Below are 20,739 nucleotides of genomic sequence, written 5' to 3' on the forward strand. Positions count from 1 at the left end.
GGACGGCTACCTGCCGTAGGCCGTCCACGCGAGGGTAAAGAGTGCTGAAGGGAATCCCTGCCATGTCCGCTTCACGAAGAAGAGGCCGTCGCCTGCTCGGCGCCGTCACGGCCGTGTCGGCCAGCGTGCTCCTGCTCGGCTCGCTGGCGCCGGCCACCGCGTCCCCACCCACCATCGACGGCATGACCGTGGACGAGTACGTCCGCGCGTACGACCACCCGATCGGCTCGCAGATCAAGCGGGTCGAGGGTGACCACTCCACCCCGGAGAGCAAGGCCGCGGCCATCCAGGGGGACGACGTCAACGTGCAGGCCAGCGTCCCGGGCATCGACGTGAGCGGCTGGCAGAAGAACGTCGACTGGCAGTACTGGTGGAACCAGGGCAAGCGGTTCGCCTACGTCAAGGCGACCGAGGGCACCGGGTACAAGAACCCATACTTCACCCAGCAGTACAACGGCTCCTACAACATCGGAATGATCCGCGGCTCGTACCACTTCGCGCTGCCGGACCGGTCGTCGGGCGCGGTACAAGCCAACTACTTCGTGAACAACGGCGGCGGGTGGTCGCGGGACGGCAAGACCCTTCCCGGCGCGCTGGACATGGAGTACAACCCGTACGGCTCGACCTGCTACGGCAAGAGCCAGGCGGCCATGGGCGCGTGGATCCGGGACTTCCACGACACCTACCACGCCCGCACCGGACGGTGGCCGGTGATCTACACGTCCACCAGTTGGTGGAACCAGTGCGTGGGCACCTCGCAGAACTTCGGCGGCACGGTGCCGCTGTGGGTCGCGCGGTACAGCTCCTCGGTGGGGTCGCTGCCCTACGGCTGGGGCTTCTACACCTTCTGGCAGTACACGTCGTCGCCGATCGACCAGAACACCTTCAACGGCGCGTACGACCGGCTGAAGGTGCTGGCCACCGGCTGAGCCCCGAGTGAGGTGGCTCTCGCCCGAACCCCATCGGGCGAGAGCCACTTTCGTGTGTCCCCGCCGACCCGGCACAATGCCGCCACCGGCAACGCGCGGGGAGGAACCGTTGCCTCCGTGCCCGCGTCGCAACGCTGGAGCGCGAGCTTATGGAGGAACGGTCATGACCTACCCACCCCAGCCCCCGTACGGTCAGCAGCCCGACCCGTACGGGCAGGGCGGCTACCCGCAGTCCGGCGGTGTCCCACAGCAGGATCCGCAGGCCGGCGGCTACGGCCAGCAGTACACGCAGCCGTACGGCCAGCAGGGGTACGGGCAGCAGGGGTACGGCGGGTACGGTCAGTACGGCGGCTACCCACAGCCCGGCCAGTACGGCCCCGGTGGCGAGCCGCCGAAGAAGGGCAGGGCCGGGCTGTGGATCGCGCTGTCCGCGGTGGGCGTGGTGCTGGTCGCGTTCGCGGTGACGGCGTTCGTCGCGCCCGGGTTCCTGCTGAGCGACGATGAGGGCAAGGACGGTGGCCCGCAGCAGGTCGCGCAGCAGATCATCGACGGGATCAACGCCAAGGACAAGGCGGCGTTGAACGCGCTCAAGTGCGGCAACGCCGACCGGGACGTCGACCAGGCGATCCAGAACATCGGCGCGACCAGCGACGCGCGGCTCGGCGAGGTCAAGCAGGTGTCGGACACCTCGGCGACCGCCAATCTGGACATCACCATCGCCGGCTCGCCCACCCAGGTGGTTGGCGAGCTCAGGAGCGCCGACAGCAAGTGGTGCTGGCAGAACTGGACCACCGCCGGTGGGAACGCACCGGCGCCGACCACGAAGTCCTCGACGCCGGGGTCGTCCCGGACGTCGATGCCGTCCATGCCGAGCGGCGACACCAGCGACGCGAAGGCCGCGTTCGAGAAGTGGGCCGAGGCGATCAACAACGGCTCGAAGTCCGACGCCATGGCCACCATCTGCGCCGACGACCGATCGCTGAACGAGAGCGACGTCGACGACCTGATCTCGAAGTCGGCGAAGGTCCAGATCACCGAGGTGAGCGGCAGCAGGATGATCGCGACGGCCACGCTGTCCGGTGAGGCGGGCGGCGAGTCGATCACCGGCACCCTCATGGGGGACGACATCGACGGCGAAGGTTTCTGCATCGGTGTCGTGATCGCGTTCTGACCTCTGACCTGGCCGACCTGCCGGCGGTGGCCGCGATCTACGCGCACGTGCTGGAGGGCACGGTGACGTTCGAGCTGACCCCGCCGGGCGAGGCGGAGTGGGCAGCACCCGTTCGCGGAGCGCGGACACCTGTGCACAGGCCGCGGACACATGTGCACAGGCCGCGGACACATGTGCGCGGAGCGTGGACGTCAGTCGAACAGGGCGGGGAGGGTGCTCTCCCAGGCGGTGCGCAGCTCGTCCAGGCCGAAGGTGGCCACGCCCTGGATCTCCAGCGCGCCGGACTCCGGGTCGACCACGCCGGTCTTCCGCCACGGCAGCCCGCGCGCCGTGCACATCTCGGTGAACCGCAGCTCCTCGGTGCGCGGCACGGCCACCAGCACCCGCCCGGCGGACTCGCTGAACAGCTGCACGAACGGGTCCATGTCCGGGTCCAACAGCACCCGCGCCCCACAGTCGCCGACCAGCACCGCCTCCACCAGAGCCTGCGCGAGCCCGCCGTCGGCGAGGTCGTGCGCGGCCGACAGCATTCCGTCCCGTGACCCGGCCACCAGGATCTCCGCGAGCAGCCGCTCCCTGGCCAGGTCCACCTTCGGCGGCCGCCCGCCGAGGTGCCCGTGCACGACCTCGGCCCACACCGAGCCGTCCAGCTCGTCGCGGGTCTCGCCGAGCAGCAGCAGCGTCTCGCCGGCCTCCGCGCCGATGCCGGTGGGGATCCGCCGGCGCACGTCGTCGATCACGCCGAGCACGCCGACCACCGGCGTCGGCAGGATCGCCGTGTCCCCGGTCTGGTTGAAGAAGCTCACGTTCCCGCCGGTCACCGGGATGCCCAGCTCCGCGCACCCGTCGGCGAGGCCGTGCACCGCCCGCTCGAACTGCCACATCACACCAGGGTCGGTGGGCGCGCCGAAGTTGAGGCAGTTCGTGACCGCCACCGGGGTCGCGCCGCCGGTGGCCACGTTCCGGTACGCCTCGGCCAGCGCCAGCCTGGTGCCCTCGTACGGATCGAGGTAGACGAACCGGCTGTTGCAGTCGGTGGACACCGCCACCCCGCGCCCGGTCTCCTCGTCGATCCGGATCATCCCCGCGTCGGACGGCTGGGCGAGCACCGTGTTGCCCCGCACGTAGCGGTCGTACTGCGAGGTCACCCACTCCTTCGACGCCAGGTTCGGCGACGACACCAGCCGCAGCAGCGTCTCCCGCAGCTCCTCCGGCGTGCCCGGCCGAGGCAGGTCCCGGCTGGTCGACGCCTGCAGCCGGTCCTGGAAGTCGGGCCGGACGACCGGCCGGTCGTACACCGGCCCCTGGTGCGCCACCGTGCGCGGCGGCACGTCCACCACGGTCTCCCCGTGCCAGCTGATCACCAGCCGGTCGCCGTCGGTGACCTCACCGATCTCCGTGGCCAGCACGTCCCACTTCGCGCACACCGCCATGAACTCGTCCACATCGGACGGACGGACCACGGCGCACATCCGCTCCTGCGACTCGCTGGCGAGGATCTCCGCCGCGGTCATCCCCTCGGCCCGCAGCGGCACCCGGTCCAGGTCCACGGACATCCCGCCGTCACCGGCGGCGGCCAGCTCGGAGGTGGCACAGGACAACCCGGCGCCGCCGAGGTCCTGGATGCCGACCACGAGCTTCTTCGCGAACAGCTCGAGGCAGCACTCGATGAGCACCTTCTCGGTGAACGGGTCGCCCACCTGCACGCTCGGCAACTTCTTGCGGCCGGCGCTGGTCTCGTCGCCGGAGAACGTGTCGCTGGCGAGCACGGACACCCCACCGATGCCGTCCAGCCCGGTCCGCGCGCCGAAGAGGATGATCTTGTTGCCGGTGCCGGAGGCGTGCGCCAGGTGCAGGTCCTCCACCCGCATCGCGCCCACGCACAGCGCGTTCACCAGCGGGTTCCCGGCATAGCTCGGGTGGAACACCACCTCGCCGCCGATGTTGGGCAGGCCGAGGCAGTTGCCGTAGCCGCCGATGCCGGCGACCACGCCGGGCAGCACCCTGCGGGTGTCCGGCGCGTCGGCCGGCCCGAAGCGCAGCGGGTCGGCCACCGCGAGCGGGCGAGCGCCCATGGCGAGGATGTCCCGGACGATGCCGCCGACCCCGGTCGCCGCGCCCTGGTAGGGCTCCACATAGGACGGATGGTTGTGGCTCTCCACCTTGAACGTGACGGCCCAGCCCTCGCCGATGTCCACCACACCGGCGTTCTCGCCGATGCCGGCCAGCATCTTCTCCTGCATCTTCGGCGTGGCCGTCTCGCCGAAGTAGGCCAGGTGCCTCTTCGACGACTTGTACGAGCAGTGCTCGCTCCACATCACCGAGTACATGGCCAGCTCGGCCTCGGTCGGCCGCCGGCCCAGGATCTCCCGGATCCGCGCGTACTCGTCGGCGGAGAGCCCGAGTTCGAGATAGGGCTGTGGGAGGTCCGGCGTCGCCGCGGCGTGGGCCGTGCTGTCGATGACCGGAACGTCCACCTGAGGATTCGCCACAGGTCAAGGGTAAGGGAGGGCGTCCGGCGCCTTCGGCGCAGGTAGAGGACCTGGCGCGGGAAAATCGTTCGCCCGGCCCAACCGGAGAAGAATACTTTTACCGCTCGTGACCTCCAAGCCCTACCCGGCCCCGGAACCGCGCCTGGCCGAGCCGATCACCCCGGCGCGCTTCCTGTTGGCCCTGCTCCGGGCGCGGCCGTGGCTGCTGGTCGGCGCCGCGGTGATGGGCGTGTCGTGGCTGGTCCCGGGGGCGCTGCTGCCGCTGGTGGTCGGCACCGCGGTGGACCTCGGCATCGCCGGCGGCGACCGCGGCACGCTGCTCGCGCTGGCCGGGCTGGTCGTGGCGCTCGGCGTCGCGCAGGCGTTCTTCGGCGGCCTGCTCGAGTTCCTCGGGCACGGCATGTGGATGCACGGCGCCGCCGGCACCCAGCGGCTGGTCGCGCGGAAGGTCACCCGGCTCGGTGCGGCGCTGCGCGAGCAGGCCCGCACCGGTGAGGTGATGGCGATCTCCTCGTCCGACATCAACCACGTCGGCAACGCCTTCGAGATCGCCGGCCGGCTGCTCGGCTCGGTGGTGGCGTTCCTGGTGGTCGGCGGGGCGCTGCTGACCATCTCGCCACTGCTCGCCGGCATCGCCGTCGCCGGCGTCCCGCTGGCCGTGCTGGGCATGGGCCCGCTGGTGCGGCTGCTGCACCGGAGGCGGGAGGTCCAGCGCGAGGAGCTGTCCGAGGTGAACTCGCTGGGCGCGGACATCGTGTCCGGCCTGCGGGTGCTCCGCGGGATCGGCGGCGAGCGGCGGTTCCTCGACCGGTTCCGCGCGGCCAGCCAGCGGGCCCGCCACGCCGGGGTGGAGGTGTCCCGCAGCGAGTCCTGGCTGGCCGGCGCCGAGGTGCTGCTGCCGGGACTGGTGACCGTGGCGATCACCTGGCTCGGCGCGCGGCTGGCGCTGGCCGGCACGATCAGCGTCGGCGAGCTGGTGACGTTCTACGGCGCCTCGGCGTTCCTGGTCATCCCGGTGACCACGGTGACCGAGGCCGCGTCGGCCATCACCAGCTCGTTCGTCGCGGCCACGAAGGCGACCAAGGTGCTGCGGATGCGGCCGGGGCTGGCCGAGCCGGAGCGGCCGGTGCCGCTGCCGCAGGGTCCGCTGGAGCTGCACGACACGACCACCGGCATCACCGCGGTGGCCGGCAAGCTCACCGTCGTGGACCTGCCGGGCGCCGCCGCCGAGGCGCTGGCCGAACGGCTGGCCCGGTTCACCGACCCCGAGCCCGGCCAGCCGGTGCTGGTGTCCGGCGTGCCGGCCGACCGGGTGGCGCTGGCCGAGCTGCGCGAGCGCGTGGTGTACGCGCACAACCAGGACGTGTGGTTCTCCGGCGTGCTGCGGGAGCAGCTCACCCCGCCACGGGAGTCCGGAGTGGACATCGAGGCGGCGCTCACCGCGGCCGACGCCGACGACATCGTCGCGGCGCTGCCGAACGGGCTGGACGAGCTGATCGGCGAGCGTGGCCGCGAGGTGTCCGGCGGGCAGCGCCAGCGGCTGAATCTGGCCCGCGCGCTGGCACTGGACGCCGACGTGCTGCTGCTCGACGAGCCGACCTCGGCCGTCGACGCGCACACCGAGGCCAGGATCACCGAGCGCGTCGCGACGCTGCGCACGGGGAGGACGACCGTCGTGTTCAGCCAGAGTCCGCTGTGGGCCGCGGTCGCGGACGAGACCGTGCGGGAGGTGCCGTCGTGCAGGTGAGGCTGCCGCTGGCCACCGCCGCGCAGGCTCGCGCGTGGGGCCGGCGCACGCTGCGCGCCGACCGGCGCGACTTCGTCTGGGTGGTCGGCCTGTTCGTGCTCGGCACCGTGGCCGGGCTGGCCGGGCCGCAGATCCTCGGCCTGCTGGTGGACCGGGTGGCCACCGGGTCGGGCCCGTTCGGCGTCGACGCGCTGGCCGCGGCGTTCGTGGTGATCCTGGTGGTGCAGGCCGTGTTGGAGCGGCAGGCGTGGCTGCGCACCGGGATGCTCGGCGAGAAGGTGCTCGCCAGGACGCGCGAGCAGTTCGTCGGCGAGGCGCTGCGGCTGCCGCTGGGCACCGTGGAGGCGGCCGGCACCGGTGACCTGCTCAGCCGGGCCACCTCGGACGTCGACCGGATCGACCACGCGGTGCGCCATGCCGTGCCCGAGATCCTGGCCGCGCTGGTCACCGTGCTGCTCACGGTGACCGCGATGCTGCTCACCTCCCCGCTGCTGGCGCTGGGCCTGCTGGTCTCGGTGCCGGTGCTGTACTTCCCGACCCGGTGGTTCTGGCGCCGGGTGCCGAAGACGATCGAGCGGATGCTGGACAGCTGGGCGCGGGTGCAGTCCCGGTTCCACGAGACCGTGGAGGGCGCGCGCACGGTCGAGGCGCTCGGGCTCACCCGGCGGCGGCTGGCCGAGGGCGAGGAGACGCTGCAGGAGGCGGTGCGCGGCGAGCGCGGGCTGCGCCGGCTGCAGGTGCTGTGGGCGCCGTGGCTGGAGCTGTCGCACGCCCTTCCGGTGGCGGCGATGCTGCTGCTCGGCGGCTGGGCGTGCAGCCAGGGCGAGGTCGAGCTGGGCACGGTGACCACCATGGTGCTCTACGCGCAGCTGCTGGCCGAGCCACTGGACGAGCTGCTGTGGTGGGTCGAGGACCTGCAGGTGTCGGGGACGGCGCTGCGCCGGGTGCTCGGCGTGCGCGCCGCGCCGCGACCCGTGGCGGCCACAAGGCCGGTCGACGCCGGCGCGCCGCTGGTGGTGCGGAACGCGCACTTCGCGTACTCACCGGGCCGCGAGGTGCTGCACGGCATCGACCTGACCGTCGCGCGCGGCGAGCGGCTGGCGATCGTCGGGCCCTCCGGTGCCGGCAAGTCGACCCTCGGTCGGCTGCTGGCCGGCGTCGCCGCGCCGACGTCGGGATCGGTCACCATCGGCGGCGCCGAGGTGTCCGAGCTGCCGGACGACGTGTTGCGGGGCGAGGTGCTGCTGCTCACCCAGGAGCACCACGTGTTCGCCGGGACGCTGCGGGACAACCTGATCCTGCCCACGGGCACGGGAGACACGGCGGCGCGCACCGCCTCCGTGGGGGGCGGCGGCCTGGTGACGGGTGAGCGAGGCGACGAGGAGCTGCTCGACGCGCTGGCCGCGGTCGGCGCGGCCGACTGGGCGCGGGCGCTGCCGGACGGGCTGGACACCACGCTCGGCGCCGGCGCGACCGCCGTGCCGGCGGCGGTGGCCCAGCAGCTCGCGTTGGCCCGCGTGGTGCTGGCCGACCCGCACACCCTGGTGCTGGACGAGGCCACGTCCCTGCTGGACACCGGGTCGGCGCGGGCGCTGGAACGGTCGCTGAGCCGGGTGCTCGCCGGGCGCACGGTGATCGCGATCGCGCACCGGCTGCACACCGCGGCCGCCGCCGACCGGGTCGTCGTGATGGAGGACGGCCGGATCACCGAGCTGGGCGGCCACACCGAGTTGCTGGCCGCCGGCGGCTCGTACGCGAGGCTGGTCTTGGCCGCCGGCGCGGACGGCACCCCGGCCCGCGGCTGAGCCCGCACCGGCGTGACCGACGTCGCGGCCGTGGTGGTCCCCGGGGACACCGAACGCGACCTGCGGGCCGGCGGCAACGCCGGCGCCGGCATGTGGTCGGCGTGCTCACCGGCGGCCATGGCATCGCCGAGCTCGGCCGGGTGCCGCACACCCACCTGCTGCCCGGGGTGGCCGAAGCTGCCCCCGCTGCTCGGTTTGCCGGCTCAGGCCGGGGTGGCCAGCGGCGACAGCGCGTCGAGCACGGAGTAGAACAGGCCGAGCCCGTCGTCGGAGGGTCCGGTGAGCGCGTCGATGGCGTGCTCGGGGTGCGGCATCAGGCCCACGACGCGCCCGTTCGCGCTGCGGATGCCGGCGATGTCGTTGCGCGAGCCGTTCGGGTTGCCGTCCACGTAGCGGAACACCACCCTGCCCTCGCCCTCGAGCAGGTCGAGGGTGGCCTGGTCGGCGACGTAGCAACCGTCGATGTTCTTGACCGGGACGAGGATCTCCGCGCCCTCGTCGAACCGGGTGCTCCACGCCGTGCGGTTGTTCTCCACCCGCAGCCACTGGTCCCGGCAGACGAAGTGCAGCCCCTCGTTGCGGACCAGCGCGCCGGGCAGCAGGCCGGCCTCGCAGAGGATCTGGAAGCCGTTGCAGATGCCCAGCACCGGCATGCCCCTGCCGGCGGCCTCGACCACCGACGTCATCACCGGGGCGAACCGGGCGATCGCGCCGCAGCGCAGGTAGTCGCCGTAGGAGAAGCCGCCGGGGACGACCACCGCGTCGACGCCCTCGAGGTCGGGATCGGCGTGCCACAACGACACCGGCTCGGCGTCGGCGTAGCGGACCGCGCGGGCGGCGTCGACGTCGTCGAGGGTGCCGGGGAAGGTGATGACGCCGATCCTCATCGGTCCAGCCTCCGCACGGTCCAGTCCTCGATCACCGGGTTGGCCAGCAGGCCCTCGGCGATCTTGGCGAGCGTCTCGTCGTCGACGGAGTCGTCGACCTCGAGCTCGAAGCGCTTGCCCTGGCGGACCTGGGTCACCCCGGAGAAGCCCAGGCGGGGCAGCGCGCCGGCGACGGCCTGGCCTTGCGGGTCCAGGATCTCCGGCTTGGGCATGACGTCGACGACGACTCGGGCCACGGCAGGGTGCTCCTCGTCCGTGCAGGTAGGCGATACCTTTCGAGGGTAACCGAGCCGGCGCTGGCGGGGCCGAGGAGCCCCCGACGCCCCTCGGCCCCGCCGGCCGGTGTTCAGCGGACCGGTGTCACCGGACTGGTGTCACCGGACGACCTGGACCACCTCGCCCGGCTGCAGCTCGGCGAAGAACGTCTTCGCGGCCTCGTGCCGCAACCGCACGCAGCCGTGCGACTCCCGGCTGATGTCGCCCTCGTGGAAGGCGATGCCGTTCTTGGTGAAGAACACGGCGTAGGGCATCGGCGCGTCGTAGGCCTTGCTCCAGTGGTCCTTGTTCTTCCAGGTCACGGCGAAGGTGCCGGGCGGGGTTCGGTAGCCGGGCTTGCCGGCCGACATCGGCACCGGCCCGTAGGTGACCTTCCCGTCGGACATCAACCAGGCGCGCTTGGCGCTGAGGTCGACGCAGGCCGCCGCCTTCGGGCCACACGGCGCCCCGGTGGTCTCCGCCGAGGCCGCCGGTGCGGCGGCGAGACCGGCCGCGGCGATCGCGACCGCGCCGGCGAGCACTCCTGCCGCCCTGCCGGTCTTCGTGCTGGTGTTGCTGCGCAGCGTCCCCATGAGGGCCTCCCATCCGCCCGCGGGTCGCGGGCTCGTGTTCGGAGCTGCCACGTGGGTCACACCCGGAAGACGGACGTTGACGCGGGGCCGTTGCGTGCGGCGGGGAAGTTGGGGCGATCGGGGGACAAATGGGCGTACCACTTCCCCGTAATGCCGTAATCGAGCAGGATGGACACCGGAAGATGTTGGCGCTGTGCCAATAGGACTGTCAACGAGGTGCTGTATCGACACCGGGAGGCGGCGTGGCCGATCGGGAGAGCTGGGACTACGTCATCGTCGGCGCGGGCAGCGCCGGGTGCGTCTTGGCGAACCGGCTGAGCGAGGACCCCGCGGCGCGGGTGCTGCTGCTGGAGGCGGGCGGCGAGGACACCGCCGACGAGTTCCGCATCCCGGCGGCGTTCCCCGCGCTGTTCCGCACGCAGTGGGACTGGTGCTACGAGACCGTGCCGCAGAAGCACCTGGACCGGCCGGCGTACTGGCCACGCGGCAAGGTCCTCGGCGGGTGCTCGTCGATCAACGCCATGATCTACATTCGCGGAAACCGGGCCGACTACGACGGCTGGCGCGATGCGCACGGCGCGACCGGCTGGGGATTCGCCGACGTGCTGCCGTACTTCGCGCGTGCCGAGGGCAACACCCGCCTGGGTGAGCCGCTGCACGGCACGTCCGGGCCGCTGCGGGTGGAGGACCGGGTGTTCACCCACGAGCTGTCCCACGCCTGGGTGGAGTCGGCCGGCGCGTGGGGGATGAAGCGCACCGAGGACTTCAACGGCGAGTCGCAGGAGGGTGCCGGGTACTACCAGGTGACCTGCCGGAACGGCCGCCGGTGGTCCACCGCGGACGCCTACCTGCGGCCGGCGCTCGACCGGCCGAACCTCACCGTGCGCACGCGAGCCCAGGCCACCCGGGTGGTGCTGCGCGGGACACGAGCGGACGGCGTGTCCTACCTGGACGCCGGCGAGGAGCGCACCGTGCACGCCGACGCCGAGGTGCTGCTGTGCGGCGGCGCGATCAACTCGCCGCAGCTGCTGATGCTCTCCGGCATCGGACCGGCCGAGCACCTGCGGGAGCACGGGATCGACGTCGTGGCGCACCTGCCGGGTGTCGGTGACAACCTGCACGACCACCCGGCCGCGCCGGTGATCTGGTCGACCAGGGACACCAGCGACCTGGTCGACTCGGCGACCCCGTTCGGGATGCTGCGGTGGAAGGCCACCCGGCGCGGGCCACTGGCCTCCAACGTGGGCGAGGCCGGCGGCTTCCTGTCCACACGGGATGGTCTACCAGCGCCGGACATGCAGTTCCACGTGGCGCCGACTCTGTTCTATGACAACGGGTTCCGGGAGCCGTCGGTGCCGGGGTTCACCTCGGCGACGACGCTGGTGGACGTCGCCAGCCGGGGGCGGCTGCGGCTGCGGTCGGCGCATCCGCTGTGGCGGCCGGAGATCGACCCCGCGTACTACACCGACCCGGTGGACCTGGACGCGACGCTGGCCGGGCTGCGGATGCTGATGGAGATCGGCCGGAGCGGGCCGCTGGCGCGCTACCTCGACCGGCCGTTCCTGCCCGACCGGACCGACCTCGACTGGTCCGATCCCGACAGCGAGGCACTGACCGAGCACGTCCGGCGGCACACGCAGACGCTGTACCACCCGGTGGGAACGTGCGCGATGGGCAGCGGTGAGCAGGCGGTGGTGGACCCGGACCTGCGGGTGCGCGGCGTGGAGGGGCTGCGCGTGGTGGACGCCTCGGTGATGCCCGTGGTGCCGCGCGGCAACACCAACGCCCCGACGATCATGGTCGCGGAGAAGGCCGCCGACCTGATCCGCGGCCGAGCACCGGCCAAGACCGCCTGACACGACAGCAACTGTCGTGTCAGCGCGATATGCGCGCGTGTCGGCGCCGTACGACGCGGACACCCGTGCAGGGAACGCGGACACGGGTGCACGGAGCGCGGACACGGGTGCGGGGTCAGCGTTTGCCGTGGAGGATGGCGGTGAGCTTGGCGACCAGTGCGTCGGTCTTCTCGGTGCGGGAGAAGGTGGTGAGCTTCAGCGGCGCGGCGAAGCGCTGCCGGGCGATCGCCTTCGGCCGGGCGAACTCGCGCAGCCCCTCCGGGCCGTGGATGCGGCCGAAGCCGGAGTCGCCGACGCCACCGAAGGGCAGCGACGCGATCCCGGCGAACGACAGCGGCGCGTTGATCGCCGTCTGCCCGGTGCGCAGCCGGCGGGCCAGCTCCATCGCGCGCCGCTTGGCGAACACCGTCGAGCCGAGCCCGTAGGTGGAGTCGTTGGCCTTCTCGACCGCCTCGTCCATGTCCGCGACCTTGCCGATGGTGACCGTCGGGCCGAAGGTCTCCTCGCGTACGGCGACCGAGTCCTCCGGCACGTCGACCAGCACGGTCGGCTGGACGTACCGGTCGCCGACCGCGTTCTTCCCGCCGACCAGCGCGCGGCCGCCGCGGGTGAGCGCGTCGGTGATGTGCCGCCGGATGACGTCGAGCTGCGCGGGCATGGTCACCGGCCCGTAGTGCGCGCCGGGGTGCGAGCCGGGCCGCACCTCCTCGGCCCTGGCCACCACCTTCGCCACGAACTCGTCGTAGACCTTCTCGTGCACGTACACCCGCTCCACCCCGACACAGGTCTGGCCGGAGTTGGAGAACGCGCCCCACACCGTGGCGTCGGCGGCGGCCTCCAGGTCGGCGTCCTCGTCGACCAGCACCGGGTCCTTGCCGCCGCCCTCGATGAGCACCGGGGTGAGGGTCTCGGCGGCCGCGGCCATGATCTTCTTGCCGGTGGCCGCCGAGCCGGTGAAGGCGATCTTGTCCACGCCGGAGCGGACGAGCGCGGCGCCGGTCGCGCCGAACCCGGTGACCAGCTGCAGCACCGGATGCTCGGGCACCACCTCGCGGAAGGCGTCGACCAGCCACCTGCCCACGCCCGGGGTGTACTCGCTGGGCTTGAACACCACGGCGTTGCCGGCGGCCAGCGCGTAGCTCACCGAGCCGAGCGGGGTGTACACCGGGTAGTTCCACGGCCCGATCACCCCGACCACGCCGAGCGGCTGGTACTCGACCGTCGCCACCTGGTTGGACAGCAGCAGGCCGGGCGAGCGGCGCTGCGAGCCGAGCACCTTGCGGGCGTGCTTGGCCGCCCACGCGATGTGCTCGATGGCCAGCACCGCTTCCAGCTGGGCGTCGGCGTGCGGCTTGCCGGTCTCCTCGTGCACGACCTGGCACAGCTGGGCCAGCCGGCGGGCCAGCACGCCCTTCCACCGGCGCAGCCGTTCGGCCCTGCCGGCGAAGCCGAGGTCGTTCCACCAGCCCGCCGCCGTGCGTGCCCGCGCGACGGCCGCCTCGACGTCCTCGGCGGTGTGCACCGGATAGGTGCCCACGACCTCGTCGGTGGCCGGATTCAGCGAGTCGAAGGTCTCCCGGGCCTCCGCCTGGCGCTCGGTGGGCTGCTGGGTCTGCGCGGTGGTCATGGGCACGCTCCCTCGGCTCGGCTGCTGCGACCAAGACTAGACCAAGCCTAGAGCGCTGCTGGCGATCTGCCAACAGCGTCGGCGGGCCTTCTTCTCCCAGCGAGCAGGGCGCAGACGAATGCCGCGCTGCCCGCGCCGAGCGCCGGGCCCGCCCACAGCGGCAGCAGGCCTACGCTCAGTGAGCCGAGCGCGAACCCGGTGCCCTGGACCACGAACGCGACCGAGAAGCCCTCCGCCCGCCGGCATTCCGGCAGGAGTGCCTGCAGCCGCACCGACGCGGTGGTGAGCAGCGGCCCGGTGCACCCGCCGACCAGCGCCACGCCGGCGAGCAGCCCCGGCCAGCCGAGGTCGACCGCGACCAGCAGTCCGCCGGTGACGAAGCAGCCGAGGAAGATCCTGGCCGCGCCGGCCGTCGGTCGGCCGCGCCAGGCGAACAGCGCCCCGCCGAGGACGCTCGCCCCGCACAGCACGGCGATCACCACGGCGGCGGCGCTCTCCGGGGCACCGAGCCGGAGCGCCAGCGGGAGCGCCGCGACCTCGATGGACGCGAGCAGGTGCCCGATGACGAACAGGCAGGCCAGCCACCCGAGCGCGGCGCGCAGCGGCAGCCGTGCCGGGGCCCCGGCCGGTGCCGGCGACGAGGTGCCGCGCACCCGCGGGACCAGTGCGGCGGCCAACAGGAACGCGACGGCCATGCCGGCCACCGGGGCCAGCGCGTGCGTGGACCCCAGCAGCACCACGACGGCGGGCCCGGCGAGCAGCACCCCCTCGAGGATCATCGCGTCGACCGCGACCGCCCTGGGCAGCAGCGCGCCGTCGACGGTGCCGGCGAGCAGGCTCCGGAAGCCGCCGGACAGCCCACCGGCCACCAGCCCCGGCACGATCACCAGCACCACCAGCACGGCCGGTGCGGCGCCCGCCGCCGCGGCCGTGGCCAGCGCCGCGATCGCACCGGCCGCGGCGACCAGCAGCAGCACGAGACCGCGGGCCGAACCGATCCGGTCGAGCAGCCGGCCGGCCGGCACCGCGCCGGCGATCTCGGCGACCACGAACACCGCCATCAGCACGCCGCCGAGCCGGTAGGACCCGGTGAGCGCGGTGGCCAGCAACGTGAACGCCAGTGGCGCCATCGCCGACGGCAGCCGGGCCGACTGGACACCGGCCGACCAGCGCCAGTACCCAACGTGCCGGAGGAGGGTCACCGGCCGGTCGGGGGAAGAAACGACTCCACGCATGGCCACCACGCTCGTGGCTCCGGCGGTGACCGCGACAATGATTCGGCCAGAACCGAATTCGCAGGCCAGGAGCGAAGCCAGCACACCCGAGGTCGGTCCAACCGCCCTACACGGGAGGCCGGGAGCGCCCTTCCTCAGAGGCCGGAAGCGGCCCTACCCAGCAGCCCGGAAGCACCCTTCCGCGCCAAGCCGGAAGCAACCAAGGAAAGGCCCTTCCAGGCCAAGCCGGGCCAGCAAGCCTGTCCAGCGGTCACGAAGACCCCTTCCACGCCAGCCGTGAAGGCGACCACCCACCCACCCACCCACCGCGGCCGCCCCTCAACAGGCACCCCATAGCCCCCACCTCCCCGAGGTGACCGCCGATTCCGAGCCGGACGGGTGATTCCGTGGCGACCACCCAAGCAAGACGACCCGTGGGTAGGAACCACCCGTCCGGAACCGTTTCTGAACCCAGCCACCTACGGACCCACCCCAAGCAGTGTCCCCACCATCCGACGCACCACGGACACCGACACGAACAGCAAACACACCGCCGCAGCCGACAAACACAGCGACGGGAACGGCGAACATGCTGGAGCGACACGTCACCAAGGCCCCCTTGGTGGCGCTGCTGGGGCGGGTGAGACGGGAGAGACGGGTGCGGAGGTCGGTCCGGGGTGAAGGGAGGTACACGTGATCGAGTTGGTGCTCACCGCGGCGGGTGCCCAGCGGGTGCGGTTCGCCGTGTCGCCGCTGGAGGAGGCGCTCGGCGCGGTGCGGGTCGCGCTCGGTGTGCGCGACCACCCCACCCACCTGCCGTGGCTGGCCGACCACGCCGGCCACACCGTTCACGACCTGGAGATCCCCGAGCTCGCCAGTGTCCTCGGCGCACCGCGCTACATCACCGACTTCCTCAGCCCACCCCCCGAGGGGCCGCGGACGACGGCGGAGGCCCAGTTCGCCGCGATCCGGCATACCCCGCCGGACCAGGTGGCCGCGGAGCTGGCGCTGGTCGACGCCGACCTCGGCCCGCTGCCCGACGACCCGGCCCGCGCCCGCGACCTGCTCGCCGACCAGCTGGAGCTGGCCTGGACCACCCTGGTGGCGCCGCACTGGCCGCGGATCCACCAGGTGCTGCTCGCCGACATCGAGCACCGCTCCACTCGGCTCGCGGAGGGCGGCCTGCGCGCGGCGCTCGCCGGCATCCACCCGCGGGTGCGGCCCGGCGAGCGGGCCGTGCTGGTGGACATCGCCGCGCGCGAACGGGTCGAGCTGGACGAGCGGGGCCTGTTGCTCCTGCCGAGTGTGTTCGCCTGGCCGCAGCTCGGGGTCATCACGATGCCGCCGTGGCAGCCGGCGCTGGTCTACCCGGCTCGGGGCGCCGCCGCGGTGTGGGAGTACGACCGGCCCGCCCCGGCCGCGCTGGCCGCCGTGGTCGGCCGCACCAAGGCGGCCCTGCTGGCCGCCTTGGTGCGGCCGAGCCGGCGACCACGACCGAGCTGGCCCACCGGCTGGGGCTCGCGGCCGGCACGGTGTCGGAGCACCTCACCGCGCTGCGCGCGGCGGGACTGCTGACCACCACCCGGAGGGGGCGTCGCGTGCGGTACTCCCGCACGCACCTTGGCGACGCCCTCACCGAGCAGTAGGCTGAGCGTCGACACCGCGTCACGCAGGGAGAACGCCGATGCGTATCGTCCATTTCGGACACTCGTGTGTGCTGCTCGAGACCGACGGCGCCCGGATCCTGGTCGATCCCGGCGCGTTCTCCTCCGGGTTCGAGGGCGAGCGCGACCTCGACGCCGTGCTGATCACCCACCAGCACTACGACCACATCGACGCCGAGAAGCTGCCCACGCTGCTCGCCGCCAACCCGGAAGCGCAGCTCATCACCGACCCCGGCTCCGCCGAGACGGTGGCCAAGCTCGGCCTGGCCGCCCGCACCGCCCAACCCGGCGACGCCTTCACCTTCGGCGGCACCAAGATCAACGCGGTGGGCGGTCAGCACGCCACCATCCACGCCGACATCCCGGTGGTGCCGAACGTGGGCTACCTCCTCGACGGCGGTGCCTTCTTCCACCCCGGCGACTCGTTCTTCGTCCCCGAGCAGGAGATCGACGTGCTCGGCCTGCCCACCGCCGCGCCCTGGCTGAAGGCCGCCGAGGCGGTCGACTACCTGCGCGCGGTCCGCCCGCGGCTGGCGGTGCCGATCCACGAGGCCGTGCTGGCCAACCCGGCCATGCACTACGGGCTGTTCACCAACCTCGCGCCGGAGGGCACCGAGGTCAGGGTGCTGCCGAAGAGCGAGCCGGCGTCGCCGTAGCCGGTACCGCCGAGTACGTCGCCCCGACCGCGCCGGCCTCCAGCGCGGCGTCCACCGCGTCCAGGAACGCCTGCCGCCGGCTCGGGTAGGCCAGGTCCGCCGCGTCGACGCCGAGCCGCACCAGCCCGCCGCGCCGGGCGGCCCGAGCGGCGACCAGCACCAGCGCGAAGCAGCGCACGGTCTCGGTGAGCTGTCGCGTGCTGCCGAACCCGTGCACCCTCGCCCGGTGCACCACCCCGGTCCGCAGGTCGCGCACCGCGGACAGGTCGGCGCACAGCGCGAACCCGTGCTCGCGCAGCGCCGCCAGGGTGCCCCGGGAGACCAGCCAGCGGGGCGGCGCGAAGCCGTCGGCGCGCAGGCCGGCCCGGTCCAGTACGGCGGTCGCGGCGATCAGCCGCAGCCGGGCCTCGTGCGCGGGCAACGCGGCGAACTCCGCCCTGCGCCCGAGCCGCACCGCCTGGTGGCTGGGGGCGACCCGGTGGTCGTACCCGTGCAGCAGCACGTCGTCGCCCCGGCCGGCGCGGGCGCGCATCCATCCGGTCGCCGGGTCGGCACCGTCGCGGGGGACGAACAGCATGGACAGTGGCACCGCCCGGCGATCCAGCTCGGCGGCGAGCTCGACACAGCGGGGCAGCGCCCGGTCGGTGATCCCGGACAGCGAGACGAGCAGGTGTGCGACCACCAGCCCAGTAGGACGGACGCGGGTGACCGGGCCCTTGCGCCGACGTGACGACCGGACGAAATTCGCCGACCGGACGCGGGCGGCGGGCAGCGCGGGTGGGGTGGCTCAGCCGGGCCAGTCGGCCAGCGAGCGGCCGGTGATCCGCTCGTACGCCTCGACGTAGCGGTCCCGGGTGGCGGCCACCACGTCGTCGGGCAGCGGGGGCGGCGGGGTGCCGGCGGACCGGTCCCAGCCGGAGTCGGGCCCGGTGAGCCAGTCCCGCACGTACTGCTTGTCGAACGACGGCTGCGGCCGGCCCGGCCGGTACTCGTCGGCCGGCCAGTAGCGGGACGAGTCGGGGGTGAGGACCTCGTCGGCCAGCACCAGCGTACCGGAGGGGTCGACACCGAACTCGAACTTCGTGTCGGCCAGGATGATCCCGCGGCCGGCGGCGTGCTCGGCGCCCCGCGCGTACACCCGCAGGGTGAGCTCACGCAGCCGCTCCGCGCGCTCCGCCCCGACGGTCGCGGCCACCTCGGCGAGGCTCACGTTCTCGTCGTGCGCGCCCAGCTCGGCCTTCGTCGCCGGGGTGAAGATCGGCTCCGGCAGCCGGTCCGCCTCGGCCAGCCCGGGCGGCAGCGCCACCCCGCAGACGGCGCCGGTGCGCCGGTAGTCGGCGAAACCGGAGCCGGCCAGGTAGCCGCGGGCCACGCACTCCACCGGCAGCATCTCCAGCCGGCGCACCAGCAGCGCCCGCCCGCGCACCTCGGCCGGGATGCGGGGATCGTCGGAGGCACCGTAGGCCACCAGGTGGTTCGGCAGCAGGTCGGCGAGCAGCTCGAACCAGAACACGCTCATCGCGGTGAGCACCCTGCCCTTGTCCGGGATCGGGGTGTCCAGCACGAAGTCGTAGGCGGAGATCCGGTCGGACGCGACGAGCAGCAGGTGGTCGTCGTCCACGGCGTAGAGCTCGCGCACCTTGCCGGCGGCGATCTGCGGGTAGTCGGCGAGTCGCACGCCGAGCACCCTACGGGCGCTCAGGAGCCGACCGCCGCCCGGGACGTCGCCGGGGCGTCGCTCTCCCCGGCCAGGGCGTTGACCCGCCGCTCCTCCCGCACCGAGCGGATCGCCGCGACCAGACCGGCGGCCCACAGCGCGACGATCGCCACGTAGCAGGTCACGGTGAGGGCCGTGCCCGCCTCGGCGGCGCGCAGCAGTGTGCGGGCGTTGGTGAACACGATCAGCCCGCCGGCGGCGGCGCCGAGCACCCGCGGCGGCATCCGGCGGACCAGCCACGCCGCGAGCGGCGCGGCCAGCACGCCGCCGATCATCAGCCCGGCCACGACCGTGTAGTTGAGCTGGTGCTGCTGGGACAGCGTGAAGAAGAAGCCGATGCTGGCGGCCAGCGCGACGATGAACTCCGCGGTGTCCACCGAGCCGACCACCTTGCGCGGCTCCAGCCGGCCCGACGACAGGAGCGTCGTGGTGGCCACCGGGCCCCAGCCCCCGCCGCCGCTGGCGTCGACGAACCCGGCGACCAGGCCGAGCGGGCCGAGGAACCGCGCGCCGGGCCGCTTGGTGGTGATCAACTTGCCCAGCTTGAGGAACGCGAACCGGATCAGCACGTACAGCCCGAGGACCAGCAGGACCGTGGTGATCCACACCGCCGCGGACGTGGTGGTCAGCGAGGTCAGCACGTACGCGCCGAGCACCGCGCCGGCCGCGCCGGGCAGGGCGAGGATGCCGACCGTGCGCCAGTCGATGTTGCGGAACCGCCAGTGCGACACCCCCGAGGCCAGCGAGGTCCCCACCTCGGCGAGGTGCACCGCGGCGGAGGCCACCGCGGGCGCGGTGCCCACGGCGACCAGCGTGGTGGTCGCGGTGACGCCGAACGCCATCCCGAGCGAGCCGTCGACGAGCTGGGCGAGGAAGCCGGCCAATCCGAAGAGCAGGAGCGTGTGCATGGGAGCTGACCTCGGGGGTCGGGCCGGCCGCGCGGCGATCGCGGCCACGGCGGTGGCTGGGTCGGGAGCCGGAAGGCCGCTGGAACGGTTACGTCAGCGGCTCAGAAAAGGCGGCACAGTGCCGAGTTGACCCGCAACAGGTCGACATGCCGGCGCTCGACGAGCGGCACGGGGTCGACGAGCAGGACGGGCCCGGTGACCAGCCTCGGGTCAGCGATCCGCGCTCTCGTCCGCACACCGATGATGCTTCCAGACGTCCAGCCCGTGATCCAGTCGTTCCCAGATGCTGAACGAGAGGGGCGTCACGCCCACTCGACGACCCGCACCTCGTCGCCGACGGCGATCCGGCCGGCGCGGAGGACGGCCAGCTTGGCGCCGAACGTCACCCCGCCCTCCGGAGCCCGCCGGTACGTGGCGAGGGTGCGCACCGGCTCCGGCCCGCTGCGCGTCCCGGTCTCCTGGTCCACGGTCGGCACCGCGCAGCGCACGCACTCCCGGGAGTAGGCCAGCTCGACGTCGCCGATCTCCGCGCGCCGGATCCGGTCCTCGGTGTGCGGCTCGTCCCAACCGCCGACGACGACGTTGGGCCGGAACCGGTCCACCGGCACGGGCTGCCCCCCGGCCGCGGCGATCCGCTCGTTGAGCAGGTCCAGCGACGACTCGCCGACGACGAGCAGCGCGTCGCTGTCGGCGAACCCGGCGGTGCCCGGGGTGGCGCCGGTGGTCTCCCGCTGGTGGTCGGGCGGCACGCGGACCAGCCGGGACGGCGCGCCGAGCAGGGCGCCGAACCACTCGGCCGCGGCGTCGCCCTGGTCGACGCCCTTGCCGTCCCAGCGGAACACCGACACCGCCCGCCGCGGGCCGTCCTCGGCGACGGGGAGGTCGAGGTCCGCGCGGCCGGGGGCGCGCAGGACCAGCCGGGTGCCGTCCTCGGTGAGGGTCGGCCGCACGGTGGCGAGGGCGGGGTGCCGGCGCTGGCTGCGGAACCCGCCGTCCTCGGCCACCACCATGAACCCGCGGTCGTTCCGGAGGCCGGCCGGGGTCACCTCGGCGGCGGGCACGGGTGTGCCGGCACACCCCTTGACCGGGTAGTAGACGAGCTGAGCGACGCGGGCGACCACGGCGTTCACCCTATCCGCCGGTGCCGGGGCGGCTCGAGCGCCGTGAACGCCGGAACGTCGAATCGCGGTCCCGAACGCCCATCTCGGCGTCTCGAAC

General features: G+C 73.3%; 19 protein-coding genes. 8 read left to right on the forward strand and 11 right to left on the reverse strand.

Annotation, left to right across the window (positions count from 1 at the left end; translation table 11 throughout):
• Positions 1-62 precede the first annotated feature (62 nt).
• Together BM051_RS10990 and BM051_RS28985 are read left to right on the forward strand one after the other, a co-directional pair.
• Positions 63-929 (forward strand): lysozyme, encoded by an 867-nt coding sequence (locus BM051_RS10990; RefSeq protein WP_092529976.1) that lies wholly within the window; start codon positions 63-65, stop codon positions 927-929.
• Between the two features lie 163 nt (positions 930-1,092).
• A complete protein-coding gene (locus BM051_RS28985; protein ID WP_092529977.1) occupies positions 1,093-2,100 on the forward strand; it encodes a hypothetical protein in 1,008 nt (335 codons plus the stop codon).
• A 191-nt stretch (positions 2,101-2,291) separates the two neighbouring features.
• Here BM051_RS28985 and purL read toward each other — a convergent pair whose 3' ends face one another.
• Entirely contained in the window at positions 2,292-4,577 is a 2,286-nt protein-coding gene (gene purL / locus BM051_RS11000; protein WP_092529978.1) for a phosphoribosylformylglycinamidine synthase subunit PurL, read from the reverse strand.
• Between the two features lie 121 nt (positions 4,578-4,698).
• Between purL and BM051_RS11005 the strand changes: the two genes are divergently transcribed.
• Together BM051_RS11005 and BM051_RS11010 are read left to right on the forward strand one after the other, a co-directional pair.
• Positions 4,699-6,339, forward strand: coding sequence for an ABC transporter transmembrane domain-containing protein (locus tag BM051_RS11005; RefSeq protein ID WP_243859459.1), 1,641 nt, complete (start codon positions 4,699-4,701; stop codon positions 6,337-6,339).
• Positions 6,330-8,144, forward strand: coding sequence for an ABC transporter ATP-binding protein (locus BM051_RS11010; RefSeq protein ID WP_092529979.1), 1,815 nt, complete (start codon positions 6,330-6,332; stop codon positions 8,142-8,144). The genes BM051_RS11005 and BM051_RS11010 overlap by 10 nt, the downstream gene beginning before the upstream one ends.
• A 203-nt stretch (positions 8,145-8,347) precedes the next feature.
• Here the strand turns inward: BM051_RS11010 and purQ are convergent, their stop codons facing one another.
• The 3 genes from purQ to BM051_RS11030 form a co-directional block, all read right to left on the reverse strand.
• The gene (gene purQ / locus BM051_RS11020) at positions 8,348-9,031 is read right to left on the reverse strand and encodes a phosphoribosylformylglycinamidine synthase subunit PurQ (RefSeq protein WP_092529981.1); all 684 of its coding nucleotides are present in this window, start codon (positions 9,029-9,031) and stop codon (positions 8,348-8,350) included.
• Positions 9,028-9,267, reverse strand: coding sequence for a phosphoribosylformylglycinamidine synthase subunit PurS (purS, locus tag BM051_RS11025; protein ID WP_092529982.1), 240 nt, complete (start codon positions 9,265-9,267; stop codon positions 9,028-9,030). The genes purQ and purS overlap by 4 nt, the downstream gene beginning before the upstream one ends.
• 138 nt (positions 9,268-9,405) lie before the next feature.
• On the reverse strand, positions 9,406-9,879 hold the full coding sequence (locus BM051_RS11030; protein ID WP_092529983.1) for a L,D-transpeptidase: 474 nt from the start codon (positions 9,877-9,879) through the stop codon (positions 9,406-9,408).
• A gap of 242 nt (positions 9,880-10,121) precedes the next feature.
• Between BM051_RS11030 and BM051_RS11035 the strand changes: the two genes are divergently transcribed.
• The gene (locus BM051_RS11035; protein WP_092529984.1) at positions 10,122-11,735 is read left to right on the forward strand and encodes a GMC family oxidoreductase; all 1,614 of its coding nucleotides are present in this window, start codon (positions 10,122-10,124) and stop codon (positions 11,733-11,735) included.
• Between the two features lie 115 nt (positions 11,736-11,850).
• Here BM051_RS11035 and BM051_RS11040 read toward each other — a convergent pair whose 3' ends face one another.
• Together BM051_RS11040 and BM051_RS11045 are read right to left on the reverse strand one after the other, a co-directional pair.
• Positions 11,851-13,362, reverse strand: coding sequence for an aldehyde dehydrogenase family protein (locus tag BM051_RS11040; RefSeq protein ID WP_092529985.1), 1,512 nt, complete (start codon positions 13,360-13,362; stop codon positions 11,851-11,853).
• A 47-nt stretch (positions 13,363-13,409) separates the two neighbouring features.
• Positions 13,410-14,597, reverse strand: a complete 1,188-nt coding sequence (locus tag BM051_RS11045; RefSeq protein WP_243859458.1) for an MFS transporter — start codon at positions 14,595-14,597, stop codon at positions 13,410-13,412.
• Positions 14,598-15,269: 672 nt separating this feature from the next.
• Between BM051_RS11045 and BM051_RS11050 the strand changes: the two genes are divergently transcribed.
• From BM051_RS11050 to BM051_RS11055, 3 genes are read left to right on the forward strand one after another with little or no spacing between them, the layout of a single operon-like run.
• Positions 15,270-16,151, forward strand: coding sequence for a DUF5937 family protein (locus BM051_RS11050; RefSeq protein WP_243859457.1), 882 nt, complete (start codon positions 15,270-15,272; stop codon positions 16,149-16,151).
• Positions 16,088-16,222 (forward strand): ArsR family transcriptional regulator, encoded by a 135-nt coding sequence (locus tag BM051_RS29810; protein ID WP_243859488.1) that lies wholly within the window; start codon positions 16,088-16,090, stop codon positions 16,220-16,222. The genes BM051_RS11050 and BM051_RS29810 overlap by 64 nt, the downstream gene beginning before the upstream one ends.
• A gap of 38 nt (positions 16,223-16,260) precedes the next feature.
• Positions 16,261-16,896 (forward strand): MBL fold metallo-hydrolase, encoded by a 636-nt coding sequence (locus tag BM051_RS11055; protein WP_092529987.1) that lies wholly within the window; start codon positions 16,261-16,263, stop codon positions 16,894-16,896.
• On the opposite strand, the gene BM051_RS11060 is transcribed toward BM051_RS11055, so the two are convergent.
• From BM051_RS11060 to BM051_RS11075, 5 genes are all read right to left on the reverse strand, one after another.
• Positions 16,859-17,578, reverse strand: coding sequence for a DUF2334 domain-containing protein (locus BM051_RS11060; protein ID WP_243859456.1), 720 nt, complete (start codon positions 17,576-17,578; stop codon positions 16,859-16,861). The genes BM051_RS11055 and BM051_RS11060 overlap by 38 nt on opposite strands.
• Before the next feature lie 105 nt (positions 17,579-17,683).
• Entirely contained in the window at positions 17,684-18,574 is an 891-nt protein-coding gene (locus BM051_RS11065) for a phosphoribosylaminoimidazolesuccinocarboxamide synthase (RefSeq protein ID WP_208325904.1), read from the reverse strand.
• A 20-nt stretch (positions 18,575-18,594) separates the two neighbouring features.
• Positions 18,595-19,521 carry a sulfite exporter TauE/SafE family protein gene (locus tag BM051_RS11070; RefSeq protein ID WP_092529989.1) on the reverse strand — a complete coding sequence of 309 codons (927 nt, stop codon included), beginning with the start codon at positions 19,519-19,521 and terminating at the stop codon, positions 18,595-18,597.
• Between the two features lie 101 nt (positions 19,522-19,622).
• Positions 19,623-19,757: a putative leader peptide gene (locus tag BM051_RS30325; RefSeq protein ID WP_279587032.1), complete on the reverse strand. Its 135-nt coding sequence runs from the start codon at positions 19,755-19,757 to the stop codon at positions 19,623-19,625.
• Between the two features lie 66 nt (positions 19,758-19,823).
• A complete protein-coding gene (locus BM051_RS11075) occupies positions 19,824-20,642 on the reverse strand; it encodes an MOSC domain-containing protein (protein ID WP_092530373.1) in 819 nt (272 codons plus the stop codon).
• Positions 20,643-20,739: the final 97 nt, after the last annotated feature.

Origin of the sequence: Amycolatopsis arida (genome assembly GCF_900115565.1) — a bacterium.
Lineage (GTDB): Bacteria > Actinomycetota > Actinomycetes > Mycobacteriales > Pseudonocardiaceae > Yuhushiella > Yuhushiella arida.